The organism is Pseudomonas mohnii, from assembly GCF_900105115.1.
In the GTDB taxonomy this organism is placed as follows: domain Bacteria; phylum Pseudomonadota; class Gammaproteobacteria; order Pseudomonadales; family Pseudomonadaceae; genus Aquipseudomonas; species Aquipseudomonas mohnii.
The window spans coordinates 3,648,257-3,665,969 of the sequence record NZ_FNRV01000001.1 but is presented as its reverse complement, the minus strand read 5'-3'; the positions used below and the strand labels follow the sequence as shown (position 1 = coordinate 3,665,969).

Here is a 17,713-nt window from a genome sequence, read left to right as displayed (position 1 = left end):
ATACCGGATCGACGCTTCCCGGCATTCCCTCCTGACGCCAGCCGTGTAGAATCGCGACATTCATCGCCAGTCATCCCCCGGCGGGTTTATGAGCTCAAGCTGAAGCGCGCGGCGATCCCGCAAAGTTTTCGGCAACTTCCGGACACACGGCCATTTCTGAGTGTTCCAGACGTCAATAGAAGCTCACTTCCCTTTTGATACCTGATTTAGCCGCCCGGAGTGCTTCATGCCTGATTATCGCTCGAAAACATCCACCCACGGCCGCAACATGGCCGGCGCCCGCGCACTGTGGCGCGCAACAGGGATGAAAGATGACGACTTCAAAAAGCCGATCATCGCCATCGCCAACTCCTTCACCCAGTTCGTACCGGGCCACGTGCACCTCAAGGACCTGGGCCAACTGGTCGCCCGCGAAATCGAACGCGCTGGCGGTGTGGCGAAAGAATTCAACACCATCGCCGTCGATGACGGTATCGCCATGGGCCACGACGGCATGCTGTATTCGCTGCCGAGCCGCGAGATCATCGCCGACTCCGTCGAGTACATGGTCAACGCCCACTGCGCCGACGCGATTGTCTGCATCTCCAACTGCGACAAGATCACCCCTGGCATGCTGATGGCGTCCCTGCGCCTGAACATCCCGGTGATCTTCGTTTCCGGCGGCCCGATGGAAGCCGGCAAGACCAAACTCGCCTCCCACGGCCTCGACCTGGTCGACGCCATGGTGATCGCCGCCGACTCCAGCGCTTCTGACGAGAAAGTCGCCGAGTACGAGCGCAGCGCCTGCCCGACCTGCGGTTCGTGCTCCGGCATGTTCACCGCCAACTCGATGAACTGCCTGGTCGAAGCACTGGGCCTGGCACTGCCGGGCAACGGTTCGACCCTGGCCACCCACAGTGACCGCGAACAGTTGTTCCTGCAGGCCGGCCGCACCATCGTCGAGCTGTGCAAGCGTTACTACGGCGAGAACGACGAGTCGGTATTGCCGCGCAACATCGCCAACTTCAAGGCGTTCGAAAACGCCATGACCCTGGACATCGCCATGGGCGGTTCCACCAACACCATCCTGCACTTGCTGGCCGCTGCCCAGGAAGCCGAGATCGATTTCGACCTGCGCGACATCGACCGTCTGTCCCGTCACGTGCCGCAACTGTGCAAGGTCGCACCGAACATCCAGAAGTACCACATGGAAGACGTGCACCGTGCCGGCGGGATCTTCAGCATCCTCGGCTCGCTGGCTCGTGGCGGCCTGCTGCACACCGACCTGCCGACCGTGCACAGCCGCAGCATGGAAGAAGCCATCGCCAAGTGGGACATCACCCAGACCACCGACGAAGCCGTGCACCACTTCTTCAAGGCCGGCCCGGCAGGCATCCCGACCCAGACCGCGTTCAGCCAGTCGACCCGCTGGGAAACCCTGGACGACGACCGTGAAAACGGCTGCATCCGCAGTGTCGAGCACGCCTACTCGAAAGAGGGCGGCCTGGCCGTGCTGTACGGCAACATCGCGCTTGATGGCTGCGTGGTGAAAACCGCGGGCGTCGACGAGTCGATCCACGTCTTCGAAGGCAATGCGAAGATCTTCGAAAGCCAGGACAGCGCCGTACGCGGCATCCTCGCCGACGAAGTGAAGGAAGGCGACATCGTCATCATTCGCTACGAAGGCCCGAAAGGCGGCCCGGGCATGCAGGAAATGCTGTACCCGACGTCCTACCTGAAATCCAAAGGCCTGGGCAAAGCCTGCGCCCTGCTCACCGACGGCCGTTTCTCCGGTGGCACCTCGGGCCTGTCCATCGGCCACGCTTCGCCTGAAGCGGCTGCCGGTGGCGCCATCGGCCTGGTGCAGGACGGCGACAAAGTGCTGATCGACATTCCGAACCGCTCGATCAACCTGTTGGTCAGCGACGAAGAACTGGCCGCGCGCCGGGTCGAGCAGGACAAGAAAGGCTGGAAGCCGGTGGAAGTGCGTCCACGTAAAGTGACCACCGCCCTGAAGGCCTATGCCCTGCTGGCGACCAGTGCCGACAAGGGCGCAGTACGTAACAAGGCAATGCTCGACGGGCTGTAAGGCTTAACCGTCGAACAAAAAAATACCCCGCCAAGTGCGGGGTATTTTTTTGGACAACATCCGGTCAACTTAGGAGCGAGCCTGCTCGCGAAAAACCTGAGAGCACCGCGGGGTATCAGGCTTCCAGCGTTATCGTTGACGACCATCGCGAGCAGGCTCGCTCCTACAGTGAAGCAAATCCTTACTGAATTTCCTCAGGTTTGACGATCACCCAGTTCTTGTCCGCCGTTACCGCCAGCCCTTCCTTGGCCTGGGCCGCAGCGTTTTTGGCCATCATGCCCTGGATCTGGGTCATGTACTTATCCTTGCGGTTGACCCACAAGTGAATACCGCCCTTGGCCACGTCGACCCCGTGGAACAGCATGTAGCCGTCACTTGTCGGGGTGTCACCGCCGACCAGCACCGGTTTTTTCCACTCGTCGATGTAGGTCAGGATCGCCGCGTGCTTGCCGGCCATCCAGGTCGCAGGTGTCCACAGGTACGGGGTCAGTTCGAGGCCGAGGTTGGCTTTCTCGTCATACTTGCCAGCGGTGATCTGCTTGCGCGCGGTGGTCAGTTCGCCGGTCTTGCGGTCCTTGAGCAGCGTGGTCACGCCGATCACGTTCTGCGGTTTGACGTTGTAGCCGTACTTCGGGTCGGCCGCGACCATGCGCACCAGTTCTTCGGAGGCGGCGGTCATCACGTAGACCTCGATGCCGTTCTCCATCAACTTGTTGTAGAGCTCTTTCTGGCCGGTGAAGATTTTCGGCGGGTTGACGTCGAGGTTCTTGACCACGTCGCCATCGTAATACGTGGTCGGCACCGGTTTGCCGGAGGCCATCATCTCGTCGACATAGCCCTTGAGTTCTTGCAGCGTGAAGCCCGAGAACACCTGGGCAACCCATGGGTAGCAAACCATGTCGTCGACTTCGCAGAGGCGATAGTAGTAGCTGAACAGGCTTTCCTTGTGGTCGGCGGTGTCCTTGAACGGCATCAGTTTCAGGGAGGGATCAAGGGTTTCGCGAGTGATCAGGCCCTTGTTTTCCATGAACGGCAGCAACGACTCTTCGAGGTCGTAGCGGTAACTGGTGTTGTCCATGTCGAACACCGCGTAGTTACCCTTGTTGGCGTTGGCCGCGATCATTGCGTCCAGTGCCTTGGCCTGATCGGCAGGCCAGTGTTTAAGATCCGTTGCAAACACTTGGCCCGCGAGACCCAGGCAAAGTGCTGCTGCCAGAAATTTCGGTGCGAACTTCATCGGCATTTCTCCCTGATAGAAAGACATCGACGCTAACAAATAAGTGTGACAGTCCTCGTCTGTCAGCGACCGCCAACGTACCTATCGCGCCAGTTGCATCTCCGAGAGCGACACACGCTTATTCCAAAAACGACAGTTACGAGATGTTTTTGATATTAATTCATTAGATATCAAGCTGTTAGGCTTGCCGGTTCGCAGCTGCCCCGCAAGGCAGTTGGCACATGTCTAATGGGAGTTCCAATGAATCTGCCACTGATTCTGAATCTGCTGGTGTTCCTCGCCCTGCTCCTGGGCCTGGCACAAACCCGCCGCTCCAACTGGAGCCTGGCGAAAAAAGTCCTGCTCGCACTAGGGCTGGGCGTGGCATTCGGCGTGGCCCTGCACACGGTCTACGGTGCCGGTAACCCGGTGCTCAAAGCCTCGATCGGCTGGTTCGATCTGGTGGGCAACGGCTATGTGCAGTTGCTGCAAATGATCGTGATCCCACTGGTGTTCGCCTCGATCCTCAGCGCCGTGGCCCGTCTGCACAATGCTTCGTCGCTGGGAAAAATCAGCGTCCTGACCATCGGCACGCTGCTGTTTACCACCGCCATCGCGGCGCTGATCGGCATTGGCCTGACCAACCTGTTCGGCCTGACCGCCGAAGGCCTGGTCGCCGGCACCCAGGAGTTGGCCCGCCTGCAAACCATCCAGACCGACTACGCCGGCAAGGTCGCCGACCTGAATGTGCCGCAGCTGTTGCTGTCGTTCATCCCGCAAAACCCGTTCGCCGATCTGGCGCGGGCCAAGCCGACGTCGATTATCAGCGTGGTGATCTTTGCCGCCTTCCTGGGTGTCGCGGCGCTACAACTGCTGAAGGATGACGTGGAAAAAGGTCAGAAAGTGATCAATGCCATCGACACCCTGCAAGCCTGGGTGACGCGCCTGGTACGCCTGGTCATGAAGTTGACCCCGTACGGCGTGTTGGCGCTGATGACCAAAGTGGTCGCCGGCTCCAACCTGCAGGACATCATCAAGCTCGGCAGTTTCGTGGTGGTGTCCTACATTGGCCTGGGCCTGATGTTTGTGGTCCACGGCGTGCTGGTGTCGGCGGCCGGGATCAATCCGCTGCGCTTTTTCCGCAAAATCTGGCCGGTGCTGACGTTCGCTTTCACCAGCCGCTCGAGTGCGGCGACGATCCCGCTGAGCATCGAAGCGCAGACCAGCCGCCTGGGCATTCCACAATCCGTCGCCAGTTTCGCCGCCTCGTTCGGTGCGACCATTGGCCAGAACGGCTGTGCCGGTCTGTACCCGGCGATGTTGGCAGTGATGGTCGCGCCAACCGTGGGCATCAACCCGTTGGACCCGTTGTGGATCGCGACGCTGGTGGCGATTGTGACGCTGAGTTCGGCCGGGGTGGCCGGGGTGGGCGGTGGCGCGACCTTCGCCGCGCTGATCGTGTTGCCGGCAATGGGTTTGCCGGTGTCACTGGTGGCGTTGCTGATTTCGGTCGAGCCGCTGATTGATATGGGGCGCACGGCGTTGAACGTGAGCGGTTCGATCACGGCCGGGGCGATTACCAGTCAGGTGATGCAACAGACGGATAAAGCGTTGCTGGATGCGGATGAGCATTCGGCGTTGGCGCACGCTTAAATTCTTTAGCGTCTGATTTGGCCTCATTGCCAGCAGGCTGGCTCCCACAGGGATTTTGGGTGTTCACACATTCTGTGTTTCACCTCAAACCCACTGTGGGAGCCAGCCTGCTGGCAATGCTTTTAGGCTTTTTCCCAGACTTCGAAGCTGTACGCCGGTTTGTCGCCTTCGGCCGGGTTCGGCACATTGGACACCAGCTTCCACTGGCCCAAATCAAACTCCGGAAACCACGCGTCTCCCTCCGGGCTCAACGCCACACGCGTCAGGTACAGGCGATCGGCCTGCGCCAGCCCTTGCGCATACAACTGTGCGCCGCCAATCAGCATCAGCTCATCGACGCCTTGTGCCTTCGCCCATTCCTCGGCGCGAACCACAGCGGCCTCCAGCGACGGATAGACTTCCGCGCCTTCCAGCACCAGATCGACCTGACGGCTGACCACGATGTTCAAGCGGCCCGGCAGCGGACGACCGAGGGAATCCCAGGTCTTGCGACCCATGATGATCGGCTTGCCCAGGGTGGTGGCCTTGAAGTATTTGAAGTCCCCCGGCAAGTGCCAGGGCATGCTGTTATCGACGCCGATCACACGGTTTTCACCGAGGGCTGCGATCAGGCTGAGGGGGAGTGATTTAGTCATGCCGGCGAGGATACCAGAGGCTCAGCTTCTCGCAACGCAGCCCCCCGACGAGCGCCACAGCGGTTATGCTCACGACTCAATCTAAGCGACGGGATGCCGCGTGACTGAACTGAATACCCTCTGGCTGACAGAAACCATCCGCCTGCGCGAAGCGCACGCCGGCCCACTGGAAGATCAGGAAGCCAATCGCCTCGCCCGCAGCGCCGGCGGTGACTTGCCGACACGCATTCAACGCCGCGCCCTGTGGCTGGCCGAGCGCGATGGCCTGAGCGACGCGCTCAAACACTGGCTGCAAGGTGCGCGGCTGGCGCTGCTGGTATTGGCCGTGCTGTCCGTGATCAGTGGCGCCGGTCTGGCGTTTGCCGCCCTGGGTGACGGCCAGATGCCGGTCAATGTGTTCTGGGCCTTGGGCAGTTTGCTCGGATTGAACCTGATCCTGCTGCTGAGCTGGGCGTTGGGCCTGGTGTTTGCCGGCGAACATGGCGCCAGCCTCGGGCGCTTGTGGCTGTGGCTCAGCGAAAAGCTCGCCCGCGACGCCAAAGCCGCGCAACTGGCCCCGGCCCTGATCCTGATGTTGCAACGACACAAACTCAATCGCTGGGCCATCGGCGTCCTGGTCAACAGCTTGTGGTTGCTGGCGATGCTCAGCGCGCTGGTGATTCTGCTGACGCTGTTGGCGACCCGGCGCTATGGCTTTGTCTGGGAAACCACCATTCTCGGCGCCGATACCTTCATCAGCGTGACCCAGGCGCTCGGTGCGCTGCCGTCCTTGCTCGGGTTCAGCGTGCCGACCGTGGAGATGATCCGCGCCAGTGGCGATGCCGCATTGAACATCGAAAGCGCCCGCCAGGCCTGGGCCGCCTGGCTGGTGGGCGTGCTGCTGGTCTACGGCGTTGTGCCGCGCCTGCTGCTCGCCGGGTTTTGTCTGTGGCGCTGGAAAACCGGCCAGGCGTCCTTGCACCTGGATTTGAACCTGCCCGGCTATGCGCAATTGCGCGAACGCTTGATGCCGACCAGCGAACGCCTGGGCATCAGCGATGCCGCGCCCGAGCAACTTCATCGGGTCGAAAGCGGTGTCAGCGACCAGCAAAGCGATGGCGCGCTGTTGGTGGCCATCGAACTGGACGACCAGCGTCCGTGGCCGCCGCCACTGCCGAAGAATGTGAGTAATGCCGGCATCCTCGACAGTCGCGAATCGCGGCACAAACTCCTCGAACAACTCAGCCGCTTCCCGCCTGCGCGCCTGGCCATCGCTTGCGATCCACGGCGTTCGCCGGATCGCGGCAGTCTTGCGCTGATCGCCGAACTGGCCCGCAGCGCCAGCGCCACCCGCATCTGGTTGCTGCAAGCACCGCCCGGTGAGGCGCTGGACGCCGAGCGCCTTGGCGACTGGCACGTCGCGTTGCAACAGTTGGAGCTGCCATTTGCCGATTGCGCACCGCTCAATTGGCTGGAGACGGGTCATGACTAAACCGCTGAAGCTCGCCGTCGTCGGCCACACCAATGTCGGCAAGACCTCATTGCTGCGCACCCTGACCCGTGACGTCGGCTTTGGTGAAGTGTCCCATCGCCCCAGCACCACGCGACACGTCGAAGGCGCGCGCTTGTCGGTCGACGGCGAGCCCTTGCTCGACCTCTACGACACCCCCGGCCTGGAAGACGCCATCGCCCTGCTCGATTACCTCGAACGCCTGGAGCGCCCCGGCGAACGCCTCGACGGCCCGGCCCGGCTGGCACGCTTCCTCGAGGGCAGCGAAGCACGACAGCGTTTCGAACAGGAAGCCAAGGTGCTGCGGCAATTGCTGGCCTGCGACGCCGGCCTCTATGTGATCGATGCCCGCGAGCCGGTGCTGGCCAAGTACCGCGATGAACTGGAAGTGCTGGCCGGTTGTGGCAAACCGCTGCTGCCGGTGCTGAATTTTGTCAGCAGCGCCAACCACCGCGAACCGGCCTGGCGCGAAGCCCTGGCGCGCCTCGGCCTGCATGCGCTGGTGCGTTTCGACAGCGTCGCACCGCCCGAGGATGGCGAACGCCGACTCTATGAAAGCCTCGCGCTACTGCTCGAACATGCCCGCCCTCAGCTGGAGCGCTTGATTGCCGATCAACAGGCTCAACGCCGGGCACGCCAGCAGAGTGCGGTGCGCTTGATCGCCGAGTTGTTGATCGACTGCGCTGCGTGCCGACGCAGCGTGGCCAGTGACGCCGAACAGGAACAACAAGCCATCGGCGAATTGCGCAAAGCCGTGCGTCAACGGGAACAGCGCTGCGTCGAAGCCTTGCTCAAGCTCTACGCTTTCCGCCCCCAGGATGCGGCGGCCAGTGATCTGCCGCTGCTCGATGGTCGCTGGGGCGATGACCTGTTCAACCCCGAGACCCTCAAGCAACTGGGCGTGCGGGTCGGTGGTGGCATCGCCGCCGGTGCGGCCGCCGGAGCCGGGGTCGATTTGCTGGTCGGCGGCCTGACCCTTGGCGCAGCGGCACTGGCCGGGGCCATCGCGGGTGGCGCCCTGCAAACCGCGCGCAGTTATGGCAGCCGGTTGCTGGGCAAGATCAAAGGCCAGCGCGAACTGACTGTCGATGACAGCGTGTTGCGGTTATTGGCGCTACGCCAACGGCAGCTGCTGCAAGCGCTGGACGCACGAGGGCACGCGGCGATGGACAGCATTCAAGTGGCCACGCCCCAGGACAAGACCTGGCGCGAAGGCAAACTGCCGGAAGCCTTGAACAAGGCGCGGGCGTATCCGCAGTGGTCGTCGCTCAATCCCCATGGGAAGTTGAATCAGGCGGAGCGGCAGGAGCAGATCGAAGTCTTGGCAAAAGATTTATAGCGTCTGGTCTGACGCCATCGCGAGCAGGCTCGCTCCCACAGGGGATTGGTGCCGGTCACAGATCCAATGTGGGAGCGAGCCTGCTCGCGATGGCCGCGACTCGGTGCCAACGGTTTACGCCGCCAACAACCGCGATGCCTTGTCCTTCAATACCGCCAGATCAATGAGCGGCACATGCCTCTCTTTGGCCTGTTCATCCCAGTGCCGCATGCGCAGGCTGATTTCGCACAAAGGATCCCGTTCAAACGCCTGGGCCTGCGCCTCGGTCATCACCCCGCCCTGATACTCCAGCGTCCGGCGGCTGGCTTCGCTCAAGCGTTCGTAGTACCCCGGCTCCTTGAGCGTCAGATAACGCTTGGCCTGAACGTGGTACTCCACCAGGCGCGCCACGCGCTCGCTGAAGCCAGCACTGCGCAAGTAATCGGCACCCAACCGTTCATGGCTGACCACGCCGAAGCCGCCCATGTTCTGCGCACCTTTCGTGCAGATATGCCCGATATCGTGAAAGAACGCCGCCAGCACCACTTCGTCATCGAAGCCTTCGGCCAGCGCACACTGCGCAGCCTGGGACATGTGCTCGATCTGCGACACCGGCTCGCCGATGTAATCGCTGTCGCCAAAACGCTCGTACAACCCGAACACTTCAGCGATCACTTGCTCATGACGCGCCATCAGATTTCTCCAAGAACAGTGGCCACGTTGCGCTCGGCCATCGCGGGCCCGACGCTCATGCCGACGCCGGTGTGCATCAATGCCACACTCAAGCCTTGCGCCGGACGCAGGAACGAAAACGGCCCCGGCCCCCGTGAACCATAGACACCCTGCCAGCGCTCAACCACTTGCACCTTGCAGCCCAGCGTCTGTTCGGCCAGCCCGATCATCCAGTCGTCGACCTGTTCGGCATTGAAGGGCGAGGGATCGCGGCCGTAATGATGGGAATCGCCGATGATCAGCTCGCCATAAGGCGTCGGGCTGATCAGCAGGTGAATGCCGTTTTCGTGCAGATGCGGTGCGTCCCGCAGGATCTCCGCCTGCACCGCCGCGGCTTCCGGCAGGTCGGAGAAGGCGCCGTAATGCACGCCACTCAAACCGGTGAGCAAGGCGTGTTGCAGGTTCAGCTTGATTTGCGGTCGGGCGCGGAGCATTTGCAGGCGGCAGATTTGCGGATCGAGTTCGGCGATCTGCTCGGCCAGCAAGGTCTGATAATCGTGGCCGGAACAGACAATGATCTGCTCGGCACTGAAGCTGCCGGCGGTGCTGTACAAGCGCCCCGGCTCGATATCACACACCAGCGTGGAGAAGTGGAACTCGACGCCCAGGTCGCGGCGCAGGAAATCGATCAGCGCCGGAATCGCTTCGCGGGAATACAACTGTTGATCATCCATGCCGTGCAACGCGGCGCGATGATGACTGAATTGACCGCCATACAAATCGCGCAGGGCGGCACCGCGCAACAGTTCGACGTGATAACCGTGCTCCACGGCGCGACCGGCGCAGAAAGCTTCCAGCAATTGCTCTTCTGCCTCGGTGCGGGCGAACAGGTACGAGCCATTGCGCTTGAGTTGCAGGCCGGCGAGTTGCGCCCAGTCGCCCCAGATGCCGCGACTGGCGCGGGCTAGCTCCAGCATCGGACCCGGCGGTTGGCCGGTGACCAGTGCCTGGCCGAAGTTACGCACCGAAGCACCGACCGGCGTTTCGCTGCGCTCAAAAACGGTGACCTTGAGACCGCGTTTGGCGGCGGCATAGGCGTGGGACAAACCCAGGATGCCAGCGCCGACGATCAGCATGTCGTTGTGTTGTGTCATGTAGATTTTCCCTGAATGGGAGACCGCTACCGCTAGCAGGCTAGCTCCCACAGGAAATCGGGGGTGTTCACAAAGTTTGTGTCCACTGAAGATCCAATGTGGGAGCTAGCCTGCTAGCGATGAGGCCCTGTCAGACTATGAGGAACTACTTGGCCACGACTTTCTCTGACTTGCCGTCATAGCGCTTGCGCCATTCGGTCAGGATCTCGTCGCGGTTTTTCGAGGCCCAGGCAAAGTCGTTCTTGATCAGGCGCTGCTCATAATCGGCCGGCAGTTCGGTCTGCGGCTTGGCGATGCCCGGTTGTGCGAGGACGGCGAAGTTCTCTTTGTAGAGTTCCATGGCCTCCGGGCTGGCCGAGAAGTCCGCGAGTTTCTTCGCCGCGTCTTCGTGTGGCGTGCCTTTGATCACAACGGTGGCTTCAATTTCCCAGCCCAGGCCTTCTTTCGGCAGGATGATGTCCAGCGGCGCGCCTTGGCGCTTGAGCTGTACGGCCGGGTATTCGAAGGAAATACCGATCGGGAATTCACCGGCGGCCGCCAGTTTGCACGGCTTGGAGCCGGAGTGAACGTACTGGCCGATGTTCTGGTGCAGGCCGTCCATGTAGGCCCAGCCTTGCTTCTCGCCGAAGGTTTGCAACCAGGCGCTGACGTCGAGGAAACCGGTGCCGGACGACGCCGGGTTCGGCATGACGATCTTGCCTTTGTACTCAGGCTTGGTCAGGTCCTGCCAGCTCACTGGCTTGCTCAGGCCCTGCTTCTCGGCTTCGACGGTGTTGAAGCAAATGGTCGCGGCCCAGACGTCCATGCCGACCCAGGCTGGCGGGTTGGCGGCGTCGCGGTAGTTGCCGCCGATCTTGCCCAGGTCCTTTGGCGCGTAGCTTTGCAGCATGCCTTGCTGGTCGAGGATTGCCAGGCTCGAAGCGGCCAGACCCCACACGGCATCGGCCTGTGGCCGGGCTTTCTCGGCGAGCAGTTTGGCGGTGATGATCCCGGTGGAGTCACGCACCCACTTGATTTCGACGTCTGGGTTGGCCTTTTCGAAAGCGGCCTTGTAAGCGGTCAACTGTTCGGCTTCGAGGGCGGTGTACACCGTCAACTCGGTTTTCGCCGCGAAGGCGTTCAGGCTGAAAGCGGTGAGGACAGCAGCGGCCAGGGCCATAGGCTTGAACATGATCTTTTCCTGTTTTTGAGTTGAGGGGGTTGTACGCAATCAGTGACCGGGCGCGGTCTGCCGCCAGGCCTGGGAACGGCGCAGCAAGCCGCGCGAAGCCCAGGCCAGCAGCAGGGACACGCCCGCCGAAGTGAACAGAATCAGGGTCGACATCGCCGCTGCGCCACCAACGTTGCCCGCGTCGTCCATGTTCAGCACCGCCACCGCCGCGAGGATGGTGTCGGGGCTGTAGAGGAAGATCGCCGCCGAGACGGTGGTCATGGCCGAGACGAACAGGTAGCGCACGATGTCCAGCAGCGCCGGCAGGCAGATCGGCACGGTGACGCGCAAGTAGTGCCGGTACAGCGGCGCCTTGAGCGAGAGCGCGGCGGCTTCGAACTCGGCATCGAGTTGGCGCAGCGCGGTGGTGGCGGTCATTTGCGCGGTGGTCAAATAGTGAGCAATGGTGCACACGATCAGCAGCGTCATGGTTCCGTAGAGCACATGCAGCGGGTTGCCGGTGAGGTTGAAGAAGAAGACATACCCCAACCCCAGCACCAGGCCCGGCACCGCCATCGGCACGAAACTGAGCATGCGCAGGGTCAGGTTCAGGCCGCGCTGGCCCTTGGTTTTTTCCATCAGATACGCGCCGGTGAAGATCAGCAGGCTGCCGATCAACGCTGTGCCCAGGGCCATCTTCAGGCTGTTGCCATAGGCCAGCCAGCCACCGCCGGCGGTTTCGTTGAACTGGTAATGATTGAGCGACAGCGACAGGTTGTATGGCCAGAACTTCACCAGCGAAGAGAACACCGCCATGCCGAACACCAGCAACAGCGCGGCACTGATCAGCAGGACGATGGCCAGGTAGCAACCGTCGCGCCGCTTCGATGGCGCCGGTTTGAACACCTGGGCCCGCCCGCTCATGGCGTCACCATGACGACGGCGCAACCAGGCATCGACACCGAAACTGAACAGCGCCGGCAGCAGCAACACCATGCCGATCAGCGCACCGCGACCAAACTGTTGCTGGCCGACTACGGCCTTGTAGGCTTCCAGCGCCAGCACTTGATAGTCGCCACCGACCACCACGGGCACGCCGAAGTCGGTGATGGTCAGGGTGAATACCAGGCAGAACGCGGCGAACACGGCCTGACGCGTCGCCGGCCATGTGATGCTGCGAAAGGCTTTTGCCGGGCTCGCGCCCATGCTGGAAGCGGCATCGAACAGCCGCGCATCTGCCAGGGACAAGGCCGACAGCAAAATCATCAGCGCGTGGGGGAAGGTGTAGATGACCTCACCGAGCACAATGCCCCAGAAACCATAGATGTTGTCCGAGAGCAGACCACGCAACAGGCCTTGGTTACCGAACAGGTAAACCAACGCGATCCCCGGCAGCATCGACGGCGCCATCAACGGCAGCAAGGAAATGCCACGCCAGATGCCTTTGGCCGGGATCAAGGTGCGTTGCAGGGCGTAGGCAAACAGGTAGGCCAGCGGTACGACAATGGCCGCGACGCTGAGGGAAACTTTCAGGCTATTGCCCAACAACCAGTGGAAATTGTCGCTGGTCACCAACTCCCTGGCAGCGACCCAACCACCGCCCTGCCCGGCTTCAGCACTGAACCCACGCCAGAAAATCGCCAGCAACGGCATCAACACCGCGACGCCCAGCAACACCAACAAGAGGACTTTGCCGCCGACCACGAACAACCGATCGCCGATCTCGGCACGGGAAGTCTGCCGCACTTGTTTGTGCGGTAGCGGCAGCGCGATGTTTGCGCTCATCAGGCAAACACCTGCAGGCTGCGCGGCGGCAAGGCGACCATGATCTGTTGCGAGCCCAGACGCGGCATGGCTTCCGGCGCCAGTTCGGCCAGCAGCGCGTGCCCCGGCAACTGATCGAGTTCAAAGCTCATGCGGCAGCGATTACCGAGGAAGGTGATTTCGCGAACTTTGGCCGGGAACAGGTTTTCTTCGTGCACCGGCGGGTTGACGTTGATCGCTTCAGGGCGACAGAACAAACGGCCCGAGGCACTTTTGGCGCTGCCGTCGGCCAGGCGCATGTTCATGCCGCCGACCTGGGCGTGACTGTCACTGCTGCGATGGAAGGGCAGCCAGTTACCCTGGCCGACGAACTCCGCCACGAATGGCGTGGCCGGGCGGTTGTAGATTTCCTGTGGGGTGGCGTATTGCTCGACCTTGCCGTTGTTCATCACCGCGATGCGGTCGGCCATCAGCATGGCCTCGTCCTGATTGTGGGTGACCATCAGGGTGGTGATGCCGAGGTTGCGTTGCAGCTGGCGCAGCTCCGTGCACAGATGCTCGCGGACTCGAGCGTCGAGGGCCGACATCGGCTCATCCAGCAGCAACAGCGAAGGTGCCGGTGCCAGGGCGCGCGCCAGGGCAACGCGTTGCTGCTGACCACCGGACAACTGGCCGGGGTACTTTTTCTCACTGCCGCTCAGGCCGACCAGTTCCAGCATCTGACCGACGCGGCGGCGTACTTCATCGCGACCGCTGCCGGCGAGGCCGTAGGCAATGTTCGCTTCGACCGTCAGATTGGGAAACAACGCGTAGGACTGAAACAGAATGCCGTAGTCACGGGCCTGGGGCGCCAGATGGGAAACGTCGCGATCACCCAGGTACAACTCGCCGCCGTCCTGCTTGTCCAGACCGGCGATGCAACGCAGCAAGGTGGTTTTGCCACAGCCCGACGGGCCGAGCAGGCACACCAGCTCACCGGCCGCCACGTCGAGGGAAACGTTATCCAGCGCAGTGAACGCACCAAAGCGTTTCTGGACGCCACGCACTTTCATGGGTGCGCCCGGGTTGGTCAGGGCAGTTGCGATCGAGTGGTTCATGGACAGGCCTCATCAAGCAGATGAAGCTCATCCTAGGGATGTAATGCGTCCGTCATGTGGCAGTGAGGCCAAAACGGCTGATAGTGGTATTCAGGGATTTGGGTTGGGCCTTCAAGGCAGGTGGTGTCTGGACTGACGCCTTCGCGGGCAAGCCCGCTCCCACAGGGTTCTCCAGTGAACACAGATCTTATGAACACCAACGACACCTGTGGGAGCTGGCTTGCCAGCGAAGAGGCCAGCACAGGCAACACAACTCTCAGGCCGGTGACATTTCCTGCGCCAGCCCCAGAAATGCCGCCGGCAACCGCGCGTTTTTCCGCTCCTTGAGGCAGTACAAATACTCGGGGATCTGCGGAGCGTTCTCGATGGTCAGCACCCGCAATTGCGGATCATGTGGGACTTCCTGGCGGGCAATGATGCTGATGCCGATGTTGCGCAGCACCGCCTCACGGATCGACTCGCGACTGCCAATCTCCAACAAAGGCCCAAAACACACGCCTGCACCAGCCAACAGCTCTTCGGTCAGGCGACGGGTGGTCGAGCCCGGCTCACGCATCAGCAGGGTATGCCCCGCCAGTGCCCTGAGCGGCACATGATCGTGCACCGCCAGCGGATGATTGCGATGCACCGCCAGCACCAGCGGATCGCTGCCAAGCACCCGGCGAATCAGACGCGCATCCTCCAGCAGTTGCGAGGATGCCGCGACATCGACCCGATACTCCTCGAGCGCTTCAAGCACTTGTTGCGAGTTGCCGATTTCCACCGACACTTCGACCTGGGGCAAACGCTCACGAAAGGTCTTCACCAGATCGAGGATGTAGTAAGGCGCCGTGGCCGCGATGCGCAGCGTGCCTTGAACCTGGCCGCTGTTGCGCAGGAAAAACTCGATGTCGGCTTCCTGCTGCATCAGCGCCTTGACCATCGGCAACAGCCGCGCGCCCTCGTCGCTGACGCTGAGGCGGCGGCCGCCACGGTAGAACAGTTCTACCGAGTACTGACTCTCGAGGTTGCGAATCTGCGTCGTCACCGTCGGTTGGCTCAGGCCGAGCTTTTTTGCCGCCAGGGTAATGCTGCCCAGGCGCGCCACCATGTAAAAAGCCTTCAGCTCGGCACTCAGCACACCCGTCCCTCTCCTTCTACTTGCGCAACAGGCGCAAACCGTTGAACACCACCAACAGGCTCACGCCCATGTCGGCGAACACCGCCATCCACATGGTCGCGAGTCCGGCGAAGGTTACCCCAAGAAAGACCGCTTTGATGACCAATGCCAACGCGATGTTCTGTTTGAGGATGCTCGAGGTTTGCCGTGACAGGCGAATGAACGCCGGGATTTTGCGCAGATCGTCGTCCATCAGGGCGACATCAGCGGTTTCGATGGCAGTATCGGTACCCGCGGCGGCCATGGCGAAACCGATTTCCGCCCTGGCCAGTGCCGGCGCATCGTTGATACCGTCGCCAACCATTGCGACGCGATGGCCCTGTGCATAAAGCGCTTCGATGGCTTGCAGTTTGTCGGTCGGCAACAGGTCGCCTTTGGCCTCGTCGATACCGACTTGAGCCGCAATGGCCTGGGCGGTGTGCACGTTGTCGCCCGTGAGCATCAGGGTTTTGATGCCCAGCTCATGCAGTTGCTGGATCGCTTCGCGGCTCGATTCCTTGACGGTATCGGCCACGGCGAACAGCGCCAGCGGGCCGGACTGGTCGAGTAACAGCACCACGGATTTGCCCTGTTTTTCCAGCGCGAAGAGTTTCTCTTCCAGTTCAGGCGAGCAGAGATTCAGCTCTTCCACCAGGCGGTGGTTACCCAAGTGATAGACCTGCCCCCCCACCTCGCCGCGCACCCCACGACCGGCCAGGGCCTCGAAGTTATCCACAGTCAGCGGCGCGAGCTGTTTATCCACAGCCGCGTTGGCGATGGCCAGAGACACCGGGTGATCCGAGCGACCGGCCAGCGCCGCCGCAAGGGCCGGGGCCAACGTTGCGGCAACGGGATCGAGTGACAGGTAATCGGTCTGTACCGGTTTGCCATGGGTGATGGTGCCGGTCTTGTCGAGGGCCAGGTAATCGAGCTTGTGACCACCCTCCAGATAAACGCCACCCTTCACCAGAATGCCTTTGCGCGCCGCCGCCGCGAGGCCGCTGACGATGGTCACCGGGGTTGAGATCACCAGGGCGCACGGGCAGGCCACCACCAGCAACACCAATGCGCGGTAGATCCAGTCGAACCACAGCGCGCCCATGAACAACGGCGGGATGACCGCTACCGCCAGGGCCAGGATGAACACGGCCGGGGTGTAGATTTTCGAGAACTGGTCAACGAATCGTTGGGTTGGCGCCCGCGCGCCCTGGGCCTGCTCGACGGCGTGGATGATCCGCGCCAGGGTCGAATTGTTGGCGGCGGCCGTCACGGCGTACTCCAGGGAGCCGGCCTGGTTGATAGTGCCAGCGAACACTTTATCGCCGACGGTTTTCTCCACCGGCAGACTTTCGCCGGTGATCGGCGCCTGATCGATGGTCGACGTGCCGGACAGCACCTCGCCGTCCAGGCCGATGCGCTCACCGGGGCGTACGCGCACCCGTGCACCGAGCTCGATGGTTTTGACGTCCTGTTCGACCCAGGTGCCGTCGGCCTGCTGCACCGTGGCCCGCTCGGGAGTCATCTGCATCAAGCCGCCGATGGCGTTGCGCGCGCGGTCGAGGGATTTGGCTTCGATCAACTCGGCCACGGTGAACAGGAACATCACCATGGCCGCTTCCGGCCACTGCCCGATGAGGATCGCGCCGGTCACCGCGATACTCATCAATGCGTTGATGTTCAGGTTGAGGTTCTTCAGGGCGATCCAGCCCTTTTTATAAGTACCCAGCCCGCCGCTGAGGATCGACACCAGCGCAATGATCGCTACCACCCAGTTCGGCGCGGCACCGGTGAAATGAATGACTTCGGCCAGCAATGCGCCCACGCCGGACAGCGCCAAGGGCCACCAGGGCTTTTTCTCGACGGCCGGGGCTGGCGCTTCAACGCCCTGCTCCAGCGGCTCGGCCTGCATGCCGAGGGACTTGATGGCATCGATGATCGGTGCGGTGTTCGGCAGGTCGTGGGTCACACCCAACACCCGGTTGATCAGGTTGAATTCCAGCTGCTGCACACCCGCCAGCTTGCCGAGTTTGTTCTGGATCAGTGTTTGCTCGGTCGGGCAGTCCATCGCTTCAATGCGGAAACTGCTCAGCCGCGCGCCAGCCGTCGGCGTTTCGCTCAACTTGACCAGCGACGGTGCCGTCACTTTGGCCGAACAGCAGGAATCGCCGTGACCACCATGCTCATGCTTCTGCACAGGCTGCAGCTTGTGGCTGTGATCGTGATCGTGATCGTGATCGTGATCGTGATCAGTCTCGGGTTTGTGGGTGTGAAGGGAATCGCTCATTGGGTCGCGTCCATGAAGGTGCCTGTTGCCAAGTAAAGACCCTGTAGCCACTATAGGGTCAAGCACCCATTTGGA

The 17,713-nt window shown here is 62.0% G+C and carries 13 protein-coding genes and 1 pseudogene; 4 read left to right on the top strand and 10 right to left on the bottom strand.

The features are described 5' to 3' along the window. Nucleotides 1-226: 226 nt before the first annotated feature. Nucleotides 227-2,068 (top strand): dihydroxy-acid dehydratase, encoded by a 1,842-nt coding sequence (gene ilvD, locus BLV61_RS16955; protein ID WP_047534601.1) that lies wholly within the window; start codon nt 227-229, stop codon nt 2,066-2,068. Between the two features lie 20 nt (nt 2,069-2,088). Here ilvD and BLV61_RS32145 read toward each other — a convergent pair. Both BLV61_RS32145 and BLV61_RS16945 read right to left on the bottom strand, forming a co-directional pair. Then, nucleotides 2,089-2,214, bottom strand: a pseudogene (locus BLV61_RS32145) (outer membrane lipoprotein carrier protein LolA); the annotation flags it as partial. Between the two features lie 35 nt (nt 2,215-2,249). After that, nucleotides 2,250-3,305 (bottom strand): HAD family hydrolase, encoded by a 1,056-nt coding sequence (locus tag BLV61_RS16945; RefSeq protein WP_047534604.1) that lies wholly within the window; start codon nt 3,303-3,305, stop codon nt 2,250-2,252. 240 nt (nt 3,306-3,545) lie between these two features. Here BLV61_RS16945 and BLV61_RS16940 point away from each other — a divergent pair, with 240 nt between their 5' ends. Beyond that, on the top strand, nt 3,546-4,937 hold the full coding sequence (locus tag BLV61_RS16940) for an L-cystine transporter (protein WP_090466538.1): 1,392 nt from the start codon (nt 3,546-3,548) through the stop codon (nt 4,935-4,937). Between the two features lie 122 nt (nt 4,938-5,059). On the opposite strand, the gene BLV61_RS16935 is transcribed toward BLV61_RS16940, so the two are convergent. Beyond that, nucleotides 5,060-5,572, bottom strand: a complete 513-nt coding sequence (locus tag BLV61_RS16935; protein ID WP_047534610.1) for a dihydrofolate reductase — start codon at nt 5,570-5,572, stop codon at nt 5,060-5,062. Between the two features lie 100 nt (nt 5,573-5,672). Between BLV61_RS16935 and BLV61_RS16930 the strand changes: the two genes are divergently transcribed. Both BLV61_RS16930 and BLV61_RS16925 read left to right on the top strand, forming a co-directional pair. Further along, nucleotides 5,673-7,043, top strand: a complete 1,371-nt coding sequence (locus BLV61_RS16930; RefSeq protein ID WP_090466536.1) for a DUF2868 domain-containing protein — start codon at nt 5,673-5,675, stop codon at nt 7,041-7,043. Continuing rightward, nucleotides 7,036-8,400, top strand: a complete 1,365-nt coding sequence (locus BLV61_RS16925) for a GTPase/DUF3482 domain-containing protein (protein ID WP_047534616.1) — start codon at nt 7,036-7,038, stop codon at nt 8,398-8,400. The genes BLV61_RS16930 and BLV61_RS16925 overlap by 8 nt, the downstream gene beginning before the upstream one ends. Before the next feature lie 114 nt (nt 8,401-8,514). Here the strand turns inward: BLV61_RS16925 and BLV61_RS16920 are convergent, their stop codons facing one another. The 7 genes from BLV61_RS16920 to BLV61_RS16890 form a co-directional block, all read right to left on the bottom strand. Then, nucleotides 8,515-9,072 (bottom strand): phosphonate degradation HD-domain oxygenase, encoded by a 558-nt coding sequence (locus BLV61_RS16920; RefSeq protein WP_090466534.1) that lies wholly within the window; start codon nt 9,070-9,072, stop codon nt 8,515-8,517. After that, nucleotides 9,072-10,205 (bottom strand): TIGR03364 family FAD-dependent oxidoreductase, encoded by a 1,134-nt coding sequence (locus tag BLV61_RS16915; protein ID WP_090466532.1) that lies wholly within the window; start codon nt 10,203-10,205, stop codon nt 9,072-9,074. Before BLV61_RS16915 ends, BLV61_RS16920 begins: the two co-directional genes overlap by 1 nt. 145 nt (nt 10,206-10,350) lie before the next feature. Continuing rightward, complete coding sequence (locus BLV61_RS16910; RefSeq protein WP_090466531.1) at nt 10,351-11,376, bottom strand: putative 2-aminoethylphosphonate ABC transporter substrate-binding protein; 1,026 nt, start codon at nt 11,374-11,376, stop codon at nt 10,351-10,353. A 39-nt stretch (nt 11,377-11,415) separates the two neighbouring features. After that, nucleotides 11,416-13,140: a putative 2-aminoethylphosphonate ABC transporter permease subunit gene (locus BLV61_RS16905; RefSeq protein ID WP_090466528.1), complete on the bottom strand. Its 1,725-nt coding sequence runs from the start codon at nt 13,138-13,140 to the stop codon at nt 11,416-11,418. Then, nucleotides 13,140-14,216, bottom strand: a complete 1,077-nt coding sequence (locus BLV61_RS16900) for a putative 2-aminoethylphosphonate ABC transporter ATP-binding protein (protein ID WP_090466526.1) — start codon at nt 14,214-14,216, stop codon at nt 13,140-13,142. Before BLV61_RS16900 ends, BLV61_RS16905 begins: the two co-directional genes overlap by 1 nt. Before the next feature lie 256 nt (nt 14,217-14,472). Then, nucleotides 14,473-15,336, bottom strand: coding sequence for a LysR family transcriptional regulator (locus tag BLV61_RS16895; RefSeq protein ID WP_090466523.1), 864 nt, complete (start codon nt 15,334-15,336; stop codon nt 14,473-14,475). A gap of 16 nt (nt 15,337-15,352) precedes the next feature. Continuing rightward, nucleotides 15,353-17,638: a heavy metal translocating P-type ATPase gene (locus BLV61_RS16890; protein ID WP_090466521.1), complete on the bottom strand. Its 2,286-nt coding sequence runs from the start codon at nt 17,636-17,638 to the stop codon at nt 15,353-15,355. Nucleotides 17,639-17,713: the final 75 nt, after the last annotated feature.